The sequence below is a fragment of the Sphingomonas sp. ASV193 genome (assembly GCF_040203355.1).
Classification (GTDB): Bacteria; Pseudomonadota; Alphaproteobacteria; order Sphingomonadales; family Sphingomonadaceae; genus Sphingomicrobium.
In genome coordinates, this window is sequence record NZ_JBEHBW010000001.1 from 518,863 (window position 1) to 539,743 (window position 20,881).

General features: G+C 66.4%; 21 protein-coding genes. 18 read left to right on the top strand and 3 right to left on the bottom strand.

Translation table 11 applies throughout. From position 1 onward, the window contains the following. Positions 1 to 242: 242 nt before the first annotated feature. Complete coding sequence (locus ABDK56_RS02675; protein ID WP_349806512.1) at positions 243 to 2,249, bottom strand: TonB-dependent receptor; 2,007 nt, start codon at positions 2,247 to 2,249, stop codon at positions 243 to 245. A 3-nt stretch (positions 2,250 to 2,252) separates the two neighbouring features. Continuing rightward, positions 2,253 to 3,446 (bottom strand): acetyl-CoA C-acetyltransferase, encoded by a 1,194-nt coding sequence (locus ABDK56_RS02680; RefSeq protein WP_349806513.1) that lies wholly within the window; start codon positions 3,444 to 3,446, stop codon positions 2,253 to 2,255. A 181-nt stretch (positions 3,447 to 3,627) separates the two neighbouring features. Between ABDK56_RS02680 and ABDK56_RS02685 the strand changes: the two genes are divergently transcribed. The 17 genes from ABDK56_RS02685 (at position 3,628) to ABDK56_RS02765 (ending at position 18,691) form a co-directional block, all read left to right on the top strand. Beyond that, positions 3,628 to 4,563, top strand: a complete 936-nt coding sequence (locus tag ABDK56_RS02685; protein WP_349806514.1) for a M23 family metallopeptidase — start codon at positions 3,628 to 3,630, stop codon at positions 4,561 to 4,563. A gap of 116 nt (positions 4,564 to 4,679) precedes the next feature. Further along, positions 4,680 to 5,453, top strand: coding sequence for a DUF2569 family protein (locus tag ABDK56_RS02690; RefSeq protein WP_349806515.1), 774 nt, complete (start codon positions 4,680 to 4,682; stop codon positions 5,451 to 5,453). Between the two features lie 388 nt (positions 5,454 to 5,841). After that, positions 5,842 to 6,039, top strand: a complete 198-nt coding sequence (locus ABDK56_RS02695) for a Flp family type IVb pilin (RefSeq protein WP_349806516.1) — start codon at positions 5,842 to 5,844, stop codon at positions 6,037 to 6,039. Between the two features lie 31 nt (positions 6,040 to 6,070). Beyond that, positions 6,071 to 6,250 carry a Flp family type IVb pilin gene (locus ABDK56_RS02700; protein WP_349806517.1) on the top strand — a complete coding sequence of 60 codons (180 nt, stop codon included), beginning with the start codon at positions 6,071 to 6,073 and terminating at the stop codon, positions 6,248 to 6,250. A gap of 73 nt (positions 6,251 to 6,323) precedes the next feature. Next, positions 6,324 to 7,235: a Flp pilus assembly protein CpaB gene (gene cpaB / locus ABDK56_RS02705; protein WP_349806518.1), complete on the top strand. Its 912-nt coding sequence runs from the start codon at positions 6,324 to 6,326 to the stop codon at positions 7,233 to 7,235. Next, on the top strand, positions 7,232 to 8,755 hold the full coding sequence (locus ABDK56_RS02710; RefSeq protein WP_349806520.1) for a type II and III secretion system protein family protein: 1,524 nt from the start codon (positions 7,232 to 7,234) through the stop codon (positions 8,753 to 8,755). The genes cpaB and ABDK56_RS02710 overlap by 4 nt, the downstream gene beginning before the upstream one ends. Then, positions 8,745 to 9,044, top strand: a complete 300-nt coding sequence (locus ABDK56_RS02715) for a hypothetical protein (RefSeq protein WP_349806521.1) — start codon at positions 8,745 to 8,747, stop codon at positions 9,042 to 9,044. Before ABDK56_RS02710 ends, ABDK56_RS02715 begins: the two co-directional genes overlap by 11 nt. 9 nt (positions 9,045 to 9,053) lie before the next feature. Then, entirely contained in the window at positions 9,054 to 10,721 is a 1,668-nt protein-coding gene (locus ABDK56_RS02720; RefSeq protein ID WP_349806522.1) for a pilus assembly protein TadG-related protein, read from the top strand. Continuing rightward, complete coding sequence (locus ABDK56_RS02725; RefSeq protein ID WP_349806523.1) at positions 10,718 to 11,233, top strand: TadE/TadG family type IV pilus assembly protein; 516 nt, start codon at positions 10,718 to 10,720, stop codon at positions 11,231 to 11,233. Before ABDK56_RS02720 ends, ABDK56_RS02725 begins: the two co-directional genes overlap by 4 nt. Next, entirely contained in the window at positions 11,230 to 11,856 is a 627-nt protein-coding gene (locus tag ABDK56_RS02730) for a TadE/TadG family type IV pilus assembly protein (RefSeq protein ID WP_349806524.1), read from the top strand. Before ABDK56_RS02725 ends, ABDK56_RS02730 begins: the two co-directional genes overlap by 4 nt. A gap of 10 nt (positions 11,857 to 11,866) precedes the next feature. Then, positions 11,867 to 13,069, top strand: coding sequence for a CpaE/TadZ family protein (locus ABDK56_RS02735; RefSeq protein WP_349806525.1), 1,203 nt, complete (start codon positions 11,867 to 11,869; stop codon positions 13,067 to 13,069). A 2-nt stretch (positions 13,070 to 13,071) separates the two neighbouring features. After that, complete coding sequence (locus tag ABDK56_RS02740; protein ID WP_502959258.1) at positions 13,072 to 14,478, top strand: TadA family conjugal transfer-associated ATPase; 1,407 nt, start codon at positions 13,072 to 13,074, stop codon at positions 14,476 to 14,478. Further along, a complete protein-coding gene (locus ABDK56_RS02745) occupies positions 14,475 to 15,476 on the top strand; it encodes a type II secretion system F family protein (RefSeq protein ID WP_349806527.1) in 1,002 nt (333 codons plus the stop codon). Before ABDK56_RS02740 ends, ABDK56_RS02745 begins: the two co-directional genes overlap by 4 nt. A gap of 4 nt (positions 15,477 to 15,480) precedes the next feature. After that, positions 15,481 to 16,446: a type II secretion system F family protein gene (locus ABDK56_RS02750; RefSeq protein ID WP_349806529.1), complete on the top strand. Its 966-nt coding sequence runs from the start codon at positions 15,481 to 15,483 to the stop codon at positions 16,444 to 16,446. A gap of 11 nt (positions 16,447 to 16,457) precedes the next feature. Next, complete coding sequence (locus ABDK56_RS02755) at positions 16,458 to 17,321, top strand: LytR C-terminal domain-containing protein (protein WP_349806531.1); 864 nt, start codon at positions 16,458 to 16,460, stop codon at positions 17,319 to 17,321. Beyond that, positions 17,318 to 18,112 carry a tetratricopeptide repeat protein gene (locus ABDK56_RS02760; protein ID WP_349806532.1) on the top strand — a complete coding sequence of 265 codons (795 nt, stop codon included), beginning with the start codon at positions 17,318 to 17,320 and terminating at the stop codon, positions 18,110 to 18,112. Before ABDK56_RS02755 ends, ABDK56_RS02760 begins: the two co-directional genes overlap by 4 nt. Before the next feature lie 48 nt (positions 18,113 to 18,160). Further along, positions 18,161 to 18,691 carry a CAP domain-containing protein gene (locus ABDK56_RS02765; protein WP_349806533.1) on the top strand — a complete coding sequence of 177 codons (531 nt, stop codon included), beginning with the start codon at positions 18,161 to 18,163 and terminating at the stop codon, positions 18,689 to 18,691. 195 nt (positions 18,692 to 18,886) lie between these two features. Here the strand turns inward: ABDK56_RS02765 and ABDK56_RS02770 are convergent, their stop codons facing one another. Next, on the bottom strand, positions 18,887 to 19,894 hold the full coding sequence (locus tag ABDK56_RS02770) for an acyltransferase family protein (RefSeq protein WP_349806534.1): 1,008 nt from the start codon (positions 19,892 to 19,894) through the stop codon (positions 18,887 to 18,889). Positions 19,895 to 20,252: 358 nt separating this feature from the next. On the opposite strand from ABDK56_RS02770, the gene ABDK56_RS02775 reads away from it, so the two are divergent. Then, positions 20,253 to 20,843, top strand: a complete 591-nt coding sequence (locus ABDK56_RS02775) for a glycosyltransferase family 2 protein (protein ID WP_349806535.1) — start codon at positions 20,253 to 20,255, stop codon at positions 20,841 to 20,843. The last annotated feature ends 38 nt before the right edge of the window (positions 20,844 to 20,881 follow it).

Genomic DNA, 20,881 nt, shown 5'->3' on the forward strand with positions numbered 1-20,881 from the left:
TGTCGCTCCAGATCACGTCGTTGCAGCCATTGAAGTATTAAGTCCTACAGATGACCTTCAAAATGTCCCGTCTTATACCGAAAATCTATGATGCAAAATATCGGATAATCACACGCGAATTTACACAAATACTAAAAGACATTCTTAGCTTTTAAAATTTCTTTCGACGCTATTTGAATTTTACCTTCCGTCCGAAGAATTCGAAAACCTTATTTTTTAGCGATCAATCCTCAAATTCAAAATCAATTATTGAGCGTGAAACCGAGCCAGACGGTGCGAGGAGTTGAACGTTCGATGATGCTATTAGACGATCGCGCGACTTCGACAGTTGCATTCGTTAGATTTTCTCCACGCATTTGAATCGTCAACCCTCGCCTAGCCGGTAAGCTCACGAGCGAGTCGAAGGTTAGGCCCGCGCGGAGCACGCGCTGGTTGAGATCGTCGTCATACTGGCGCGAGGTCGCCCGCGCGGTCAGCGCCGCGCGCCATCCGCGCGGGGCCGACCAGCCGATCGTCGCCGAAAGGCTGTGCATCGGGGTCTGCGCCGGGCGTAACCCGTCCAAGGGCGAGGCCGCACGCGGCCGAACCCGCGCGTCGACCAGCGCATAGTCGGCGTCGAGGTCGAACGCGCCCATCTGCCCACTTACCCCGAGTTCGAGTCCCCGAGTCGCGAGGTGATCGAGATTGGCACGGCGGCGGTAACTTCCCCCGGCGGGAACGAAGCCTTCGGGAAAGCTGCCGGGCCCGGCGGCGACGGTCAAATTGGCGATGGTGTCGTCGAGCCGCGCGGAGAAAAGCGTCGCGCGCGTCCGCCAGCCGCGACCGAGCGCAAAGTCGCCCCCGACTTCCGCGCCGACGCTCGATTCGGGTTTCAGCGCGGGGTTGGCGGCGGTGATGTCCGCGCCGAGCCGGAACGGCCGGTAAAGCTCGTTGAGCGTCGGCGGACGCCACCCTCGATGAACCGCGCCGCGAAAGGTCAGCGTCGGCGATACGGCATAGGCCAGCCCGACGCGCCCGCTGATCTGGGTACCGTGCCGGTCGGGATATGCCAGGTCGGTCAGCACCGCGCCTCCGATTAGCCGCTGGAACAGCCGTCCGCGCCCGATCGACCAGCGATCGACCCGTCCCGACAGCGTCGCGGTCAGCCGCCCCGCCACCCGCGTCGCGTCGGCGAACAGCCCGGCGGTGAGGATCCGCCCGCCCGAGTCGCGGAAGCGGGTCGGCGCGCCCGCGACATATTGGTAATTCTCGTCGCTCTCGCCGATCGAGCGGCGGACGTCGGCGCCGAGCCGAAGCTCGCTGGTCCCGTGCAGCGGGATGACTTCCGCGCGCGCGCCGAGCGCGGTCGAGGGGATGGCGAACTGGTCGTTGCTGAGCGTGCTGGTCGAGCGCGCGGCATCGACCGCCGGCGACTGGTTCGCGAAGCGGCGCTTCTGCGCGTAGGCGAGCAGCGACCAGCCGGTCGGGCCGTTCCCCACCAGCCGCACCGACATGTCGCGCCCGCGCCCGCGATTGGTCGAATAGGCGAGCCCGCGGTCCCGCCGGTCGTCGAACCAGGCCAGCGCCCCCTGCAGTTCGGTCGAGGGTCCGACCTTCTTCGCGCCGCGCAGGCTCAACGACCATTGCCGATAGGGCGCCGCGCGGTCGACCGGCCCGCGATCCTCGGCGACGATCGGGACGAAGCCGTCGCCACGTTGGTAGCTGGCCCCGAGCGACACGAAACCGTCGCGATTGCCGATGATCAGTTGGCTTCGCGCGTCGATCGCCGCGCGGCTGCCGCCGAGCAGGCTTGCGCTGAAGCTTGGCGCGTCTCCCGGCCCGGCGCTTTCGAGTTCGACCGTCCCGGCGAGCGCCCCCGGCCCCCACAGCGAGCTGCCGCCGCCGCGGGTCACCCGGATGCTCGACAGCTGGTCGGTCGCGAAGGCGGGAAAGCTGATCCAGCCGCCGAACGGGTCGGTTTGCGGCACCCCGTCGAGCACAAGCAGGCCGCGCGAGCTGGCGTTGCCGCCGAGCCCGCGGAAACTGATCGACTGGTTGGTGGCGTTGCTCGATCTCGAGTCTGAGCGGCGGAAACTCTGCTCGCCCGCCACGCCGCGCAGCACGTCCTCGAGCCGCCCGCTCGCCGAATCGCCGATCCGCCGGCGGTCGATGATCGTGACGTCGAACGCCTTGTCGCCGCGCGATCCACGCAGGCCGTGGCCAGTGACGACGATCGGCGCGACGGCCTCGACCGGCGGTGCAGCCTGCATCGCTCAGTCGGCCGAAGACAGGTCGCCGAGCGCCTCGACGATCGTCGCGTTCGCGATTCCGCCGCCCTCGCACATCGTCTGCAGCCCGAAGCGCTTGCCGCGGGCGTTGAGCGCATGGACCAGCGTCGCCATCAGCTTCGCGCCGGTCGCGCCGAGCGGGTGGCCGAGCGCAATCGCTCCGCCGTTGACGTTGAGCCGGGCAAGATCGGCGCCGGTTTCCTTCAGCCACGCCAGCGGCACCGGCGCGAACGCCTCGTTGACCTCAAACAGGTCGATCTCGTCGATCCGCCGCCCCGACCGTTCGAGCGCGCGCGCGGTCGCGGGCACCGGCTCCATCAGCATGATCACCGGGTCCCCGGCGGTGACCGCGAGCGTGTCGATCCGCGCCAGCGGGGTAAGCCCGTGCGTCCTGAGCGCCCGCTCGCTGACCACCAGCACCCCCGCCGAGCCGTCGCAGATCTGGCTGGCATTCCCTGCGGTGACCACTCCGCCGGGAGTCAGGGTCTTGAGGGCCCCGAGCCCTTCGAGCGAAGCATCTGAGCGGATGCCCTCGTCTCTCTTGTGCCAATGTTCGCCGCCCTCGTCGTTCACCAGGAGGGGGACGATCTCGCGCTCGAAGGCGCCGGCCTCGGTCGCCGCCGCCGCCTTGCGGTGGCTGTCGAGCGCGAAGCGGTCGAGCTGTTCGCGGGTGAACCCGTAGCGCTCGGCGATCATCTCGGCGCCGGTGAACTGGCTGAACTGGTCGACGCCGAAGCGGCGCTTGATCGTCTCGCTCCACGGGCCGACCCCAACCCCCGCCTGCATCGCGAGAATCGTCGGCATGCCCATCGGCACCCGGGTCATGCTCTCGACCCCGGCGGCGATGACCACGTCCTGCGTCCCGCTCATCACCGCCTGCGCCGCGAAGTGGATCGACTGCTGCGAGCTTCCGCACTGGCGATCGATGCTGACCGCCGGGACACTCTCGGGAAGTCGCGACGCGAGCACGAGGTTGCGGCCGATGTGGAAGCTCTGCTCGCCGACCTGGCTGACGCAGCCGACGATGACGTCCTCGACCGCTGCCGGGTCGATCCCGCTGCGCTCGACGAGCGCGTTCAGGACCCGCGCCCCTACGTCGGCCGGATGCCAGTCGCGAAGCGCCCCGCCCCTGCGACCGCCCGCGGTCCGCAGCGCCTCGACGATGTATGCCTGTGCCATTGGGCGAGACTAGCGGCTGGGACCGTCCCTGCAAACGGCGTGATACGTGCGGGGACACGCGCAAATGCCGGCTTGACGAGCGCCTCGGCGAGGCAGATTATTAACGCAGATTTAAGAGAGCGGGCATTTTTCACGCGGGGGAAACGGCGTGACGTGGGGCAAATCGATCGAAGGACGCCGCGTGCGTCAGCGCGTGCTGGGGCTGACTCTGATCGTCGCAGGCGCCTCGGTGGCGGCCGCGATGGTGGCGCGCGCGCCGGTCGTCCCGGCGGCAAGCGCTTCGGCGGCCAAAGCCAAGCCGACGGCCGCGATGCTCGTCCCGAGCCGTCTTGTCGCATCGGCGAACACCGCGCCGAATATCGACGAGGCAGGGATCGTCCGCTTCTCCGGCAAGGTCGGCGACGACCTCAGCGCCGCGCTCGACCGCGCCGGGGTGCCGACCGGTCTCGCGCGCCAATATGTCCGCCTGCTCGCCGGGCGGATCGACATGCAATTGACGGTCGACGACCGCTTCGACCTCGTCGTCGACGAGGAGAGCGGCGAGCTGCTGTTCGCCGGGCTTGACCGGGTCGCGCGCTCGGACGTGATGCTGATGAAATGGACTGACGGCCGGCACAGCCAGTGGCTCGACGGCGACGGCGAGGGGCAGGACGCCGCCGGTCTCAAGCTCCCGATCGCGGGCCGGATCACCTCGGCCTTCGGCGGGCGGATGCACCCGATCCTCGGCACCGTCCGGTTTCACAAGGGGGTCGACATCGCCGCCGCCTATGGCTCACCGATCGCCGCGGCGCTCGACGGTCGGGTGGTCAGCGCGGGCTGGCACGGCGGCTATGGCAACCAGGTGGTGATCGCCCACGCCAACGGGACCGAGACGCGCTACGGGCATATGAGCCGGATCGCCGCGCGCGTCGGCGAGCAGGTGCGCCGAGGGGCAACGATCGGCTTCGTCGGCTCGACCGGGCTTTCGACCGGGCCACATCTCCATTTCGAGGTGCTTCGCGCGGGTCGCCCGGTGAACCCGATGGGCGTTCGGCTGGAGCAGCAGACCGCGCTGGCCGGCGACGGGCTGCATCGCTTCCACGACCGGCTTCGCGAACTGCTTCGACTGCCGGGCTGAGCCAGAACGATTGCGCGCGCGCAAACTTCGGAACCATTAAATCTCGACAGGCTTTACCCGGTGGTAAGATACGCCGGGCTATGTCGCGGCTGACCTTAGCCAGATGAGCCCGCCTTATGATCGCCGCCGTCAGCCAGAAGCTCAGCCGCCGCTCCGCCGCGGTCGCGGTCGCGCTTGAGACGCGGTTCGATACGATCCTCAAGGGCTGGATGCTGGTTGCGGGACTGATCGCCACCGCGCGGTGCACGATGGGCCCGGCGGCGCATGAGCGGATCGAGTTCGTCAGCGTCGTCCCCTATTTCCTGGTCGTCCTCGCGCCGGTGGCCTCGGCGCTGCTCGCCCTGTCATGGTTTCCCGTTGGCCATCGTCTCGCCCAGCCGACGACCCGGCTGGCGATCGTCGGGCGTTGGCGCTCGGTCGACCGGGCCGAGGCGACCGCGCATCCGTTGTACGGGCCGCAGGGGATGATCGTCTCGCTGCTGGTCGGGATGCTACTCAACGTGCCCGTCCGCGCGGCCGAATATTTCGCGGCGATGCCGCCGATTCCGGTCGATGCGCCGCACTGGCTGGTGACGCTCAAGACGATGATGACGCTCGACGTCGTGATCTTCTCGAGCCTCTACACGGTCGCCTTCATCGCCGCGCTTCGCCGCGTGCCGCTGTTCCCGCGCCTTCTCGCGGCGATCTGGCTCGCCGATCTCGCCATGCAGCTCGGCATTGCCGAAATGGTGTCGCGCCAGCCCGGCCTGCCCGGCAACGTCGCGACCGCACTTACCGGGCTGCTGGCGGGAAACGTCAAGAAAGTCCTGATCGGCATGGCGATCTGGACGCCCTACCTGCTTCTGTCCGAGCGGGTTAACGTCACCTATCGCTCGCGCGTCTCCGCCTAGGCGATCATTCGCAGCCGACTCGCGCCGCCTCTTCTCAATTCGCCCGACAAATCATCGGCTTAGGCCGTCGTCCGGACGCTCGGGAGCGTATCAATTCGGAACAGTTGACGCCCGTCGCCAGTCCAACCCGGGCGACGGGAACGCCTGTTTTCTCAGCTTTCCTGCCATCGAGCGTCGTAAACCATCGGGGAATATTGATGCGGATTAATAGGAATTGGTTGACATTACGTTAAGGATTTAACAGCTTGTAAACAGTCGAGGGGTTTGGGGCAGGAAACCTCCGGGGTCGGCTGGTAGCTTTTTCGCTGAACAATCCGGATTCTCGCCTCGCTCAACGGCAGAGCAGTCGTACCGCTGTTGGTGCGATCTCCTTTTGAGGGATGGGGCAATGAAAAAGCATCTTCGTATCATCAAGAACGACAAGGGCGCCTCGGCGGCCGAATATGCGCTGATCCTTGCGATCGTCGGCAGCGCCGTCGCCATCGCCGCGCTCAACCTGGGCAGCGCGATCGGCGGGCGGATGAACAACACCGCCAGCTGCCTGAACGCCAGCGGCGCGACCGCGATCACCCAAGCCTGCAAGTAAGGCGAGAGCGACATTCTGAAAGGATGGGGCAATGAAGAAATTCGTCAAACTGGTCGGCAACGACAAGGGCGCCTCGGCGGCCGAATATGCGCTGATCCTGGCGATCGTCGGCAGCGCCGTCGCGATCGCCGCGCTCAACCTGGGCAGTGCGATTGGCGGGCGGATGAACAACACCGCGAGTTGCCTGAATAACACGCAGGCTTGCTCGTGACGAATTAGGTCGGGGTCGCCCAGTCGGGCGGCCCCACCTTTCGGGGTTGAATTAGCGCTGGGGGGCGCGAACCATGGGACGACAGACAATTATCGGGCTGGCCGCGGCGGTCGTCCTTGGGCTGCTCGCAGTCTTTCTCGCGAACACCTATTTGGTCGGAGCCGAGAAAAAAGCCGAACTGTCGGGTACGACCCGCGTCGCGGTCGCCGCGGTCCCGCTCGCCTACGGCGTCGACATCACCCCGGCGAACATCCGCTTCGTCGACTATCCCGCCGCGGCGATCCCGCCGGGCAGTTTTCACCAGATCAACGATCTTCTCCCCGAGGGGAAGAAGCGGGTTGCGCTGATGCCGATCCAGGCCAACGAGCCGATCCTCGACAGCAAGATCAGCGGTGCCGGCCAGAATGCGTCGATCGCCGCGCTGCTTCCCGACGGGATGCGCGCTACCGCGGTAAGAGTCAGCGACGTCTCGGCGGTGGGCGGGTTCGTCCGGCCCAACGATTCGGTCGACGTATTAATCACCCGCAGCGCCGAGGGTTCTGGCCAGCAGATCACCGACGTCCTGCTCCAGAACGTCCGGGTCATCGCCATCGACCAGGACAATAAGGGCGAGGACGGCAAGCCGGTGGTCGGCCGGACGGCGACGCTCGAGGTCGACCAGATCGACGCGCAGAAGCTCGCGCTCGCCTCGCAGATCGGCTCGCTCAGCCTCGTGCTTCGCAAGCCCGGCACCGGGCAGGACAACCCGGTGGTCGAGACGGTGTCGCTCAACGACCTTCGCTACTCGCTTTACGGCGGCGCGCGTTATCCGGCGCCGGCGCGGGTCGGCGCCTACCAGAACCCGGCGCCCGCGCCGGTTCGCAGAGTCGTCTCGTCGATCAATCGCCGACCGGCGCCGCGGCCGTCGGCGCCGCGCGCGCCGAGCGACAGCGTCGAAATTGTCCGCGGGACGCAGGGCAGCAGCTATCAAGTGGGGTCCAAATGACCAGCAAATCACGCAAGATCGCGGCGCTCGCGTTCGCCGGGCTGGTGCTCGCCGCGCTGCCCGCCACCGCCAGCGCGCAGATGACTGGGGTCAGCATCGCCGAAGGCCTCGGCGCTGGCGAACTGCAGGTGCCGGTGAACAAGAGCCAGGTGCTGCGCAGCGACCGGCCCTACGCCAAGGCGGTGATCGCCAATCCCGAGATCGCCGACGTGCTGCCGCTGTCGAACACCGCGCTTCACGTGCTCGGCAAGAAGGCCGGCACCACCAGCCTGACGCTGTACGATCGCGCCGGGCGGCTGATCGCGGTGGTCGACGTCGCGGTCGGTCCCGACGTCGTCGGGCTCAAGCGTCAGCTGTCCGAGCTGATGCCCGGCACCCCGATCGCGGCGCGCATGGCGAACGATTCGGTCGTTCTTGAAGGCATCGTCAGCAACGCGGTCGCCGCCGATCGCGCGGTGCAGATCGCCAACACCTATGCCCCGGGCAAGGTCGTCAACATGCTGTCGCTCGGCTCGTCGCAGCAGGTGATGCTCGAGGTGCGCTTCTCCGAGGTCAACCGGCAGGCGCTCAAGCAGATCGGCGCGGGCTTCTTCGTCAGCAACGGCAGCGGCAGCTTCCAGGGCGCGATCGGCAGCGGCGCGTCGCTGACCGGCGCGGGCTCGGCCGCCGGCGGAAAGCTCGGGCTCGGCGCGATCGTCGACAGTTTCGGCGTGCTGACCAAGACGTTCGGGGCGTTCGGGCTGAACTTCGAAGGCGCGCTCGACGCGCTCGAAAAGAAGGGCGCGATCACCACGCTTGCCCAGCCGACGCTGGTCGCGCTGTCGGGCCAGACCGCCAGCTTCCTCGCCGGCGGCGAATTCCCGGTGCCGGTCTCGCAGGGCGCGGGCACCAGCGGCGGCAACGCGACGATCACCGTCGAATGGAAGCCGTTCGGGGTCAGCCTCGCCTTCACGCCGACGGTGCTTGCCGACGGGGTGATCAACATCGTCGTCGAGCCCGAGGTCAGCTCGATCGATTCGAGCGCCTCGGTGTCGATCGGCAACCTCGTCATCCCCGGCCTCCAGACGCGGCGCGCGAAGACGGTGGTCGAGCTTCGCGACGGGGAAAGCTTCGCGCTCGCCGGGCTGCTCCGCAACGACTTCCAGAACACGATCCGGCAGTTCCCGGTGCTGGGGTCGATCCCGATCATCGGCACGCTGTTCCGCAGCCACAATTTCCAGCGCCAGGAAACCGAGCTGGTGATCACGGTGACGCCGCGCCTGGTGCGGCCGGTGCCGGCCAACGCGATGAAATATCCGACCGACCGGGTGAAGCCGCCGAACGAGGCGGACAACATCTTCCTGGGCCAGACGGACACCGGGGTTCGCCCCAGTGCGCTGGCTCCGGAGCCATCGCCGGCGCCGGTGGCGCCGCCTCCCCCACCCCCGGCGATGCCGGGGTCGGCGATGGCAGTCCCGCCCCCCGGAGCCGCGTATCCGGCGCCCGGGGGCACCGAAAAGGATTACGGCCATGTCCTCTAAGCTTCTGCTTGTGATCGCCGCCGGCACGGTCCTTCTCGGCGCGTGCGACACGATCGACCCGGTCAGCGGCTCGACCGACCCCGCGTTTGGCGAGGCGCTCGCCTTCGACAAGGCGTTGCAGACGGTGAACCCCGATCCCGGCCCGCCCGCGCCCGGCGCCGCGCTGCCAGGCGACCATGGTGAAAAGGGCGTCGGCGCGGTCGAACGCTACCGCAAGGACGCGGTCAAGGAGCCGCAGGCGATGAGCACCCAGACAAGCTCGAGCGGCAGCGGCGGCGGGTCAAAATAGGAATGCGCGATGACGGGAGCACGCCGCCTCTGTCCTGATCCGACCGGCTCGGTCGCGCCGCTGGTCGCACTGTCGATCATCGCGCTGACAGCCGTGGGCGGAATCGCGTTCGACTATGCGCGCATGGCGGGAATGCACACCGAATTGCTCGACGCCGCCGACCAGGCCGCGCTCGCCGCGGCGAGCCAGCTGGATGGGAAGGGGCCGAGCGGAACGGATCCTGGTGCATGCGCCCGTGCGGTTGCCGCTGCTTCGGGCTTGCTAAGCAACAACGCGCTATTCGCCAATAACAGCGGCGGACCCGCCATCTCGGTCGACAACACCGCGCCGGGAAGCGCGTGCAGCGGTAATCCGAACGTCAAATTCTATCAAAGCTGGGATTATAGCTCGGGCAAAGATCAGCCCGGACCCGCTGCTACGTCCGACTCTAATGCCAAAGTGGTTGTCGTAACGGTCAATACTAAGAGTGCCTCGTTTACGCTGACCCCTGTGGTGAAAGTTTTTCCCGCGTATCTTAAGGCGACCGCCGTCGCGAGCATGGGGTCGGCGATCTGCAAGACCCCGCCGGTAATGGTCTGCAACCCGAACGAGCCGGTCGGGAACAGCAACGAGAATCTCGCCTACAACGTCGTCCCGGGGGTCGGGCTCAATCTCGTTACCGGCAGCGCGACCGTGCCGGGCAATTTCGGCTGGCTCCAATCGAACAACGGGCCGGGCGCGAACAACCTTGCCGAACAACTCGGCTACAATACGCCGATCGGCGATTGCCAGCCGTCCGACGGGGTCACGACCCAGACCGGGATGGACGCCTCGGTGCTCAATGCGCTCAACACCCGGTTCGACGTCTACGCGAACGGCAACACCACCTGCCCGGCGCAGGACGGCGGCACCTGTTCGCCCGCGCTCAATACTCGCAAGGACCTCGTCTGCAGTTCGCCGGGCAACGCCACCGGTTGCGCGGCCAATTCGAACTGGTCGCTGGCGAGCAAGCCTTACGACCTGCCCGCGAGCAATTGCACGACGCAGGGCAACAAGACGACCTGCTCGACCTACACGGCAGGGCCCCTACCGGCGTCGCAGGACCCGACGATCATGGGCTATCCGCCCGACTATTGTCACATGTCGCCGACCAGCAACGCTTGCGGCATCGCGGGCGACGGCAGCTGGGATCGCGACGCCTATTTCCGGGTCAATTACGGCTGGGATTCGTCGACCTGGCAATCGACCACCGGCCTGTCGCCGAGCGTCGCACCGACCGCGTCCAACTACGCCAGCCGCTACGCCGTCTACAAATGGGAACTGGCGCATCCGAGCGGGACCGGGACCAAGGGCATCAACATCAAGCAGGCCGATACCGGCAACGATTACGCGTTCGGCGTGCCCTCGACCGGCAATGCCGGAGTCGGCCAGTCGGGCTCGCAGGCCGACCGCCGGGTGATCGCGATCGCCGTGCTCAACTGCTACGCGCTGACGCTTCACGGCAAGAGCACCGGCGTCCCGGTGGCGACGTGGATGGACGTCTTCCTCGTCCAGCCGTCGATGACCCGCAAGCGCGACAACAACGTGCTGTTTTCCGACAAGAACGTCTATGTCGAACAGATCGGCAAGACCACCGCCTCGTCGGCCGACGTCAACCCGACCGTCATCCGCCGCGACAAGCCGTACTTGATCCAGTGACCGCGTCGCGCGCCTCGATCCGCCGCGACGGCGGAAATGCGGCGGCGGAAATGGCGCTGCTCGTCCCGCTGCTGGTCATCCTCGGCATGGGCTCGATCGAGGTCGGCAATTATTTCCTGTCCGAGCACAAGCTGGTGCAGTCGGTGCGCGACGCCACGCGCTACATCGCGCGGCAGGACTTCAGCAACTTCAACACCTGCACCGCGAGCTGGTCCGCCGTGCCCAACAACACGCTGGCTGACGGCACGAAGATCGTCGACAACACCAAGGCCATCGTCAAGCAGCCGGCGCTAAACTGGACCGGGACGGGGATGACCATTGACGTCGAGATGATGTGCGATTCCGCGACGGGCAGCCTGGGCGGCATCTACAACAACACCGGCGGGGTCGCCCGCCTCGTCCGCGTCACCGCGCATGTGCCATACGCATCGTCGGCCGCCTACGGTCTCGGCGTCAACTTCAATGGCTACTTCATGAATGCCTCCGAGCAGGCGGCGGTGACGGGCGTATGACGGTCCTCGCGCGCCTCGGCAGGAACGCGCGCGGCGGGTCGGCCGCCGAATTCGCGCTCGTCCTCCCGCTGCTCATGATCCTGATGTTCCTCGCCATCGATGGCGGGCGGCTGCTCTACAACATCAACCGGATGGAAAAGGCGACCCAGTGGGCCGCGCGCTATGCCGTCGTCACCGATCCGATCCCGGGCGGCCTCGCCAGCGCCGACTATGTCGGCAAGACGATCGGCGGCGTGACGCTCACGCAGGGGGACCGGATCCCGGCGGGGGCGCTCGGGCAGATCGACTGCACCAATTCGACCGGCACGGTCGCCTGCGCGTGCACCACCTCGCCCTGCCCAGCGCTTGGCACGATCAGCACCACCGCCTTTCCCAACGTCCTTGCCCGCGTCCGCACGATGGTGCCCGAGGCGAAGGCGGCGAACCTTACGGTCAGCTACAAGGGCTCGGGGCTCGGTTATGCGGGCGACCCCAACGGGATGCAGATCTCTCCGCTAATCCAGGTCACGCTGACCGGGATCACCTGGCAGCCGCTGTCGGGATTCCTTTTCAAAACCCTCACCTACCCCACGATCAGCAGCTCGCTGAGCGCGGAGGACGTGAGGGGTACCGTGTCGAATTGAGGCGTAAGCGATGTCCGTCATGAACCCCAGTGAAGCGCCAATTGGCTGGACCCACCGCGGTCCGCTGCCGGCCGTGCGGCTGTTCCTTGGCCAGCCGGGTGGCGAGGCGGCCGCGCTGGTCGGCCGCGACATCGGCGGGTTCGAGGTCGAGCTTGTCCCGGTCAACCCGTCGGACGCGATCGACGCGAGCCGGCTCGTGGGGGCCGGGGCTGCGCTGGTCGAGGTCGATGTCGCCGACCCGGCGTCGTTCGCGCGGTTCGAGGCGCTGGCCAAGGCGAAAGGCGTCGCGCTGGTCGCCGCCGCCTACGATCCGCCGCTGGCGTTGGTCCGCGCTCTGGTCCGCGCGGGCGCGCACGACGTCATCCCGCTGCCGCTCGATGCGCACGAGCTCGAGACCGCGCTCCGCCCGATCGCGCAACAGATCGCCGCCAGCCGGACCGACACCCACCTTCGCCGCGGCAAGCTGGTCAGCGTGATCAAGGCGGTCGGCGGGGTCGGCGCGACCGCGATCGCGGGTCAGCTCGCGCTGCGCTTCGCCGCACGCGAACGCGCGCACGGTCGCGGCGCCTGCCTGATCGATTTCGACGTCCAGTTCGGCGACGCCGCCTTCCAGCTCGGGCTCAGTCCGGCGCTGTCGCTAGGCGACCTCGTCAAGGCGGGCAAGCGGCTCGACGGCGAGCTGCTCCGCTCGACCGTCACCCAGCATCCGAGCGGGCTCAAGATGATCGCCGCGCCAAAGTCGATGCTGCCGCTCGAATCGCTGTCGAGCGACCAGGTGCTTGAAATCGTCGAGCTCGCCGGCCGCGACTTCGGGACGGTGTTCGTCGATCTTCCGACCAACTGGACCAACTGGTCGCTGTCGCTCCTCGCGCGGTCGGACGTCGTGCTGCTGATCACCGAGCTGTCGGTCGCCTCGCTCCATCGCGCGCGCCGCCAGCTCGACCTGCTCGGCGAACAGCAGCTCGGCGACCTCGAGGTGCGGGTGATCGTCAACCGGTACGAGCGCGGGCTGCTGAAGGGCGCGAAGTCTAGCGCGGTCCGCGACGCGCTCGGCCGCGAGCCGGCGTTCGAAATCGCCAACGACTTCGCGCTGATGCGCGCGGCGATCGATCGCGGGGTCCCGCTCGACGAGATCAAGCGCAAGAGCGGCATTGCCCGCGACCTCGACGCGGTCGACCTCGGAGTCGCCGCCCTGCTTGGACTGGAGCGTTGACCATGTGGCAGTTTCGCCGACCCGATGAACCGCCCGCCGCGCCCGAGCCGCCGATCGCGGTCGACGCCCCGGCACAGCCGGAGCAGGACCCGCGGCTGCTGACCGTCGGCGACGCCGGCGCCTTCGCCGACCGTGACGAGCGGACCGAGCTGAAGGTCCAGCTTCACCAGCGGCTGCTCGACGTGATCAACCTCAACGCGCTCGACCAGATGACTCGCGAGCAGATCCACGGCGAGATCTGCGACATCGTCGCGCAGGAGCTGACCGCGCTCAAGCAGCCGCTCAACCATGCCGAGCGCAACCAGCTGACCGAGGACGTGCTCGACGAACTGCTCGGGCTCGGCCCGCTCGAGCCGCTGCTCAAGGATCCGACGATCACCGACATCCTCGTCAACGGCCCCGACCAGGTGTTCGTCGAGCGCTACGGCATCCTCGAGCTCACCCCGGTCCATTTCCAGGACGAGCGCCACCTGCTGCGGATCATCCAGAAGATCGTCTCGAACGTAGGTCGCCGGATCGACGAGAGCTCGCCGATGGTCGACGCGCGGCTGGCCGACGGAAGCCGCGTCAACGCGGTCGTCCCGCCGCTCGCGCTCGACGGGTCGCTGCTGTCGATCCGCAAGTTCGCTCGCGTGCCGATCAGCATGGAGCGGCTGGTCGAGATCGGCAGCATCGCCGCGCCGATCGCAGACGTGCTTCGCGCGATCGTCAAGGGACGGCGCAACGTCATCATCTCGGGCGGCACCGGTTCGGGCAAGACGACCTTGCTCAACGCCATGTCGGCGAGCATCGACCCGCGCGAGCGGATCGTGACAATCGAGGATTCGGCCGAACTCCAGCTCCAGCAGACGCATGTCGCGCGGCTCGAGACCCGCCCCGCGAACATCGAGGGGCGCGGCGAGATCACCCAGCGCGAACTGGTCAAGAACGCGCTCCGCATGCGGCCCGACCGGATCATCCTCGGCGAAGTCCGCGCCGGCGAGGCGTTCGACATGCTGCAGGCGATGAACACCGGCCACGAAGGATCGATGACCACGATCCACGCCAACACCGCGCGCGATTCGCTGTCGCGGCTCGAACAGATGATCGGGATGAGCGGGATCGACATTCCGCCGCGCTCCGCCCGCGGGCAGGTCGCCTCGGCGCTCAACGTCGTCGTCCAGATCAGCCGCCTGTCGGACGGGCGGCGCAAGCTGATGAGCCTGTCGGAAATCACCGGCATGGAAGGCGACGTCATCTCGATGCAGGAAATTTTCCGCTACCGGCAGAGCGGCCTCAGCGCCGACGGCCAGGTTCAGGGCAAGTTCGAGGCGACCGGGATCCGCCCGCGCTTCCTCGACGCGCTGCTCGCGCACGGGATCGACATCGATGCCGAGCTGTTCCGCCCCGACGTGAGGATCGACGCATGACCCCCGCGCTCGTCCACGCCACCGTGCTGGTGCTGGTGTTCGGCGGCACCATCCTGCTGGTCGAAACGCTGGTGCGCTACGTCGGCCGGACGATGGCCGCCAGCAGCGCCATCAACCAGCGGCTCCAACTGATCGGCAGCGGCAAGAGCCGCGAGGAAACGCTGCGGCTGCTTCGCGACGCCCCGGCGGACCTTAGTATGCGCCTGCCCGAGCGGTTGAAGCCGCTCGGCCTCAAGCTCGAAAGCCTGATCGTCCGCGCGCAGCTGCCGATCGCGCCGCAGCGGCTGTTCGCCATCATCCTGCTCGCGCCGATCGGGCTGTTCCTGGCGACGGTCGCGCTGGTCGTCCTGTTCGGCGGCACGGTCGGCTTCGGCCGGCTGGTGATCATCCTCGCCTTTTCGGGCGCGCTCGGGCTCGCGCTGCCGGTGATGGCGATCCGCTTCGTCGCCAACCGCACCCGCCGCAAGATGGAGGAGCAGTTCCCGGTCGCGCTCGACGTGTTCGTCCGCGGGCTTCGCGCCGGTCACCCGATCGCCGGGGCGCTGGACATGCTGACCAATGAGATGCCCGACCCGATCGGCTCGCAGTTCGGAATCGTCGTCGACGAGGTCACCTACGGCGCCGACCTGCGCGACGCGCTGATGGACATGGCGAACCGCTGGGACATGGAGGACATCCGGATGTTCGTCGTGTCGCTGTCGGTGCAGAGCGAGACCGGCGGCAATCTCGCCGAGGTGCTCGAAAACCTGTCTCGCGTGATCCGCGATCGCGCGTCGATGATGATGAAGGTTCGCGCACTGTCGAGCGAGGGGCGGATGACCGCCGCGATCCTTACCATCCTGCCGGTGCTGACGTTCGTCGTGCTGTTCGTGTTCAACCCCGAATTCTTCCTCGACGTCGCCGACGACGGGATGTTCATCCCCGGCTTCGCGATGCTCATCACCCTCTACTTCATCGGCTTCTTCTGGATCCGAAAACTGATCGATTTGAAGGTGTGACCCGATGACCGAACTGCTGCTGCAAAATCCCTGGCTTCGCTACTCGATCCTGGCCGCGCTGTTCATCGTGGTCGCGGTGGTCGCCTATCTGCTGGTTTCCTCGCTCGACACGCAGCGCGTGTTCCGCGAGCGGCTGGCCGACGGACAGCGCCCGAGCCCGCTCGTCCGCGGCGATCCGGCGACGCTGCGGATGGAGGATCGCGAGGGGCCGTGGCTTCGGCTGATCCGCGCGATCGAACGTTCGGGCCTGTCGCTCGCCGACACCAGGGACGACAAGGTGCGCAAGCTGCTCGTCGCCGCGGGCTACACCCAGGCCTATGCCCCGCGCGCCTACGTGCTGCTGCGCATGACGCTGGTCATCGTCCTGCCGATCGCGATCCTGCTGATGATCTGGCTGGGCGGCAGCAACCCGTCGGTGACCAAGATGTATTTCCAGCTGGTCGGCGCGGCGCTGTTCGGGCTCTACGTGCCGACGCTGTACGTTCGCGCCAAGGCCGACCGGCGCAAGCTCGAGCTGATCAACGGCTTTCCCGACGCGCTCGACCTGCTGCTGGTGTGCGTCGAGGCCGGGCTCGGGCTCGAGTCGGCGATGAACCGGGTCGGCATGGAGATGGTGCGCAGCCACCCGATGATCGCCGAGCATTTTGCGAACGTCGTGCTTGAGCTGCGCGCCGGACGAAGCCGCGAGGAAGCGCTCCGGCGAATGGCCGACCGCGCCGACGCCGACGAGATCCGCGCCTTTGCGACGCTGCTGATCCAGTCGTCGAAGCTCGGCACCTCGATCGGCCAGACGCTGCGCGTCTATGCCGCCGAAATGCGCGAGAAGCGGCGGATGAAGGCCGAGGAAAAGGCGCATCGCCTGCCGGTGCTGATCTCGATCCCGCTGGTCGCCTGCATGCTGCCGACGATGATCGGGGTGCTGATGCTGCCGGCGGTGATCCGGATCGTCCGGACCATGGCCGGCCATTGAGGAGCTGGGGGATGAAACAGGTCGTCGTCGTCGCGCTCGCCGCCGGGCTCACCGCCTGCGCCACCGCCGGCCCGCACAAGCTTGAAATCCGCTCGGTCGGCAAGCCCGCCGCGGCGTCGGTGGCGATGCCGCTCGAATCGCGACTGGCCGAGGGCAGCGCCGAGCTCGCGCTCGGCAATGTCGGCCTCGCGCTCGAGCGGTTCCGGGTCGCTGCGCGCGACAATCCGACCGACCCGCGCCCGTTGCAGGGCCTTGCCGCGAGTTATGAGCGGATGGGGCGGATCGACCTGTCGCGCCGCTATCTGGAACAGGCGCTCGCGCTCGCCCCGCGAAGTAGGACGCTAATGGCCGCCGAGCAGCGCGCGCAGACGATCGAGGCGCGACAGGAGATGGTCGCCGCCCCGCCGCGCGCCGACGCTGCCGCGGCGGACCGCGCACCCGGCCCGCGGCTGGTGCGCATGTCGCTCGGCGAGGTCGCGCTGGTGACCGGGGCGAGCAGCCCGTTCGCGCAGCGCCCCGAGCGGCTGGTCGCGATCCGCGTCGAGCCGCGTGCGAAGCCCGCGCGCGCCGTCGCGGAGACGCGGCGCGTCGACCCCGCCGCGCTTCCCATCCGCCTGCTCAACGCCGCGCGGGCCGATCGGCTGGCATCGCGGACGCGCGAGCGCCTCGGCACCTACGGCTGGCGGCGACTGACGGTCGGCGACGCGCCCGGGACGCTCGCCCACACCGTCATCCGCTATCCCGCGCAGCAGCGGACGAAGGCGGTGATGCTCGCGCTCGCCTTCCGCAAGGCGCGGCTCGAGCCGACGAACGACGGGGCGATCACCGTGCTGCTCGGGCGCGATACGGCGCGGCTCGGCCTGGCCCGCGAATGATCGCGCTGGCGCTCGCGCTCGCGCTGGCCGGGGCGAGCCCGGCGACTCCGGGCGTGGCCGACATCGAATCGGCGATCGACGGCAAGCGGTTCGACCAGGCGCGGATCATGATCGGCAGGCTGGTCGCGACCGGCGACAGCGGCGACGCGCTCCAGAAGTGCCTCGCCGACCTCGCCTTCGCCGAAGGGCGCAACGCCGATGCATCGGCGCGCTACGCCGCACTGCTGCCGCGGCTCCGGGCCGACGTGCCGATGGTCGAGCGTGCCGCAGTTGCCGCTTACCTGGCGGGTGACAAGGGGCGCGCCGCCGCCACCGCCTCGATCGCGCAGGCCTCGCCTCGCGCCGGCTGGCGGACGTGGAACCTCCTCGGGGTCCTCGCCGACGATGGTCAACGCTTCGACGATGCCGACGCCGCTTATGCGCGCGCGCTCGACCTCGCGGGCGACCGCGCGGTGGTGCTCAACAATATCGGCTGGTCGCACCTGCTCCGCGGCGAATGGGCAAGCGCCGGCAAGGCGCTCGACGAGGCCGCCGCGCTCGACCCGCGATCGGCGCGGATCGCCGCCAACCGCGACTGGGTACGGACCGCGCTCGCCGCCGACCTGCCGGTCCGCGCGGCGGGCGAGAGCGACGATTCGTTCGCGCGTCGGCTCAACGATTTCGGGGTCGCGGCCGAGCTTCGCGGCGACACCGCCCGCGCCCGCGCCGCCTATGCGCAGGCGATCGAGGCCAACGGCACCTGGTTCGCGCGCGCTGCGTCCAATCTCGCCAGGGTGGAAGCACGTCGTTAACCGATTGCGCCGATAATCCTCCGTCCGATAAGTTCGACGGAGATGGACATGCGCTTCACTTCCTTCCTGCTCGTCGCCGGTCTCAGCGCCTGCGCGGGCACCAGCGTCGCCGCCGACAGCGGCGGGCTGGGGTATCGCGACGCCTCGTTGCAGAGCGCGGTGCTGTCGATCCACAATGAAGAGCGCGCCCGCCTCGGGGTCGCCGGGCTCGCCTGGGATCCGGCACTGGCCGACGGCGCGGCGGTCTGGGCCGACGAGCTGGCGCGGACCGAGACCTTCCATCACAGCGACCGCCACGCGCGGCGCGGGATCGGCGAAAATCTCGCGATGGGCGCGCGCGGCTATTTCTCGCCCGCGGTGCTGGTCAACCTCTGGCTTGCCGAGCGGCGCGACTTCCGCCCCGGTGTCTTTCCTAACGTCAGCATCAGCGGTGACTGGGAAGCGATCGGCCATTACTCGCAGATGGTGTGGCGCTCGACCACGCGGGTCGGCTGCGCGGTGCGCTCGTCGGCCCGCAACGACTATCTCGTCTGCCGCTATTCGCCCGCCGGCAACATGGACAACCGCCCGGTCTACTAATCACTTTGGCGGAAAGCGGGCATGAATAGCCGCATATCCCGGCGTGGACGGTATGACTTGCTGGATTTCTGCTGCGGAGAGCGAAGGCGGGCTAAGAGTTGTTGTATCGACCCAGCGTCATTTCTTAGACAGGAAGATTCCGAATTCCTAAGCATCGATTCAAAGACAGACGCCACTTACTTTACCATTGCGCATTCACGGGACCCTTGCGGGCGCCATCAAAATCCGCATCTTGTTTCGCATAGGACGTTCGACAAAGCGCTCCAGAGCAACGGCAAAAGCGATAATACCCAATCCGGCGAGTAGCCAAGGTAATAGTTGCTTTATGAGACCGAGGCGTTCGATCAGCACGATAAGTGGATAGTGCACAGCATAAAGTGGGTACGAGGCGGCGCCCAAGAGAGCGAAAAGGTAGTTTTTCTCGGCGTTTGAAAGGCATCCAACGACTAGGCATGCTGGGAAGACTACGAATAACGTAGCAGCAACTTGAGGTGCAGTGAGGCCCAAATTGGGGCTGAAAAGCACAAGAGCCACGGCAGTCACACAAACCGCAGGCTTGGAATGGAAGTCGGGAAGGAAGGCTCGGAACCGAAAAACTGCCAAGCCCACTCCATATCCCCAACAAATTCGAGCGAAACCAGCTAAAAACGTTGATCTACCCCAGCCTAAGCCAGGGCCACGATAGTATAACGCCGCGGCGATATATGCGACGCCAGCGACTGCGAGAAAGATCAACAATATCCGAGTTGAAAGGCGCTTTGCGACTGCGCCGTGAATGGCGTTGATAAGCAACTCAAAGAATAAGGACCAGAGCACCGGGTTGATAGGGAAAAGGACGTTCGTCCCAAATTGCGGGATTAGAGCAAAGGCTCTCAGAGCGTCGCCAATATTTGCCATGGGGTTAATCACCCAGGCGATTAGGCACCCGAGGAACAGACCCGGAAAAAGGCGTGCGATGCGGATCAGCATGAAGCGTCGCCAAGTCAACTCCCCGCTCAAGATTTTGCATTCGTAAGCGTTGCCGACGACGAACCCACTCAACATAAAAAACAGATCGACTGCGAGATACCCGAAGGGAGCTAGCTGAGCGATACCTATTGTCGCGCCGATATGGAAAAAAACGACTGCAATAGCCGCGACACCGCGCATGCCATCAAATGCTGCGAACGCTCGCTTGGAGGGAAGGCTCTTCCACTTTGTCATTTACCGCCGATTGACCTGCGTTTGAATTGGGCGCGTTCGAAAGCGCGCGCTTGTCGTCCGACAATTGGGCAGGGCGGCGGATCATTGCAAATCTTAAGGTCGACAAACTTGTCGATTTTCTGCATCTGTAACGTTTTGCGAATATTTCAGCGTTTGCGCCAGTCCAACGATCAAGCCATCTCCGGCACTGATTTTCGCGGCTAATAGCACACTTCCTTTCCGTTGTCAGAGCTCGCCGTTCACCTGTGAAGTGATTCAAAAATGTAGAAATATCGAGATCGCGGTGGCACTGACCGATCGTGCAATCAGCCGCTTTCAAACTTTTCGACCCCGATCGATCCCTCACTCGGGTTGCGCAATGAAGCTTTCGATCGTCACGTCCTGCCACAATCGCGCAAAACTCCTCGAACGGGTCTGGCAGGGGCTGGTTAGCCAGTCCTCCCGCGACTTCGAGTGGGTCATCGGTAATGATGGTTCGACAGATAACGTTGAAGATGTTGCGACGAGTCTCGCTTTGCGATCCGATTTTCCGATTACATTTGTTGATGCCAGGAAGCATGTCGGCAAAAGCCGTATCGACAATGCGATGATTAAAGCTGCAAAGGGCGATTTGGTCCTCTTCTGTGACAGCGACGATTATTTGACCCGCGACGCAGTGGAAGCCGTTATAGCCGCTTGGCGCCCGGGACTATCCGGAGTTACTGGCTTGGCCACCGAAGATGGCGGCACGGCACTTTTCGATCCATTCTATCAGGACGAAATTGAAGCCAGTTGGCGCGACTTGGCAGATCGTCCCGACGAAGGAACGAGCGACATGACGCTGGCGATCCGTACCGACCTTTTGCGCGAAACGCCGTTTCCCGAAGTCGACTTGCTGTATCCTGAAGGCGCAATGGTACGCAATCTGAATTGCGCCGGCGGCGGTCCTACGAAAGACAATTCTTGTTAAGAACTACAATTCGCCGCACTCAATCTCGCACAGTCCCA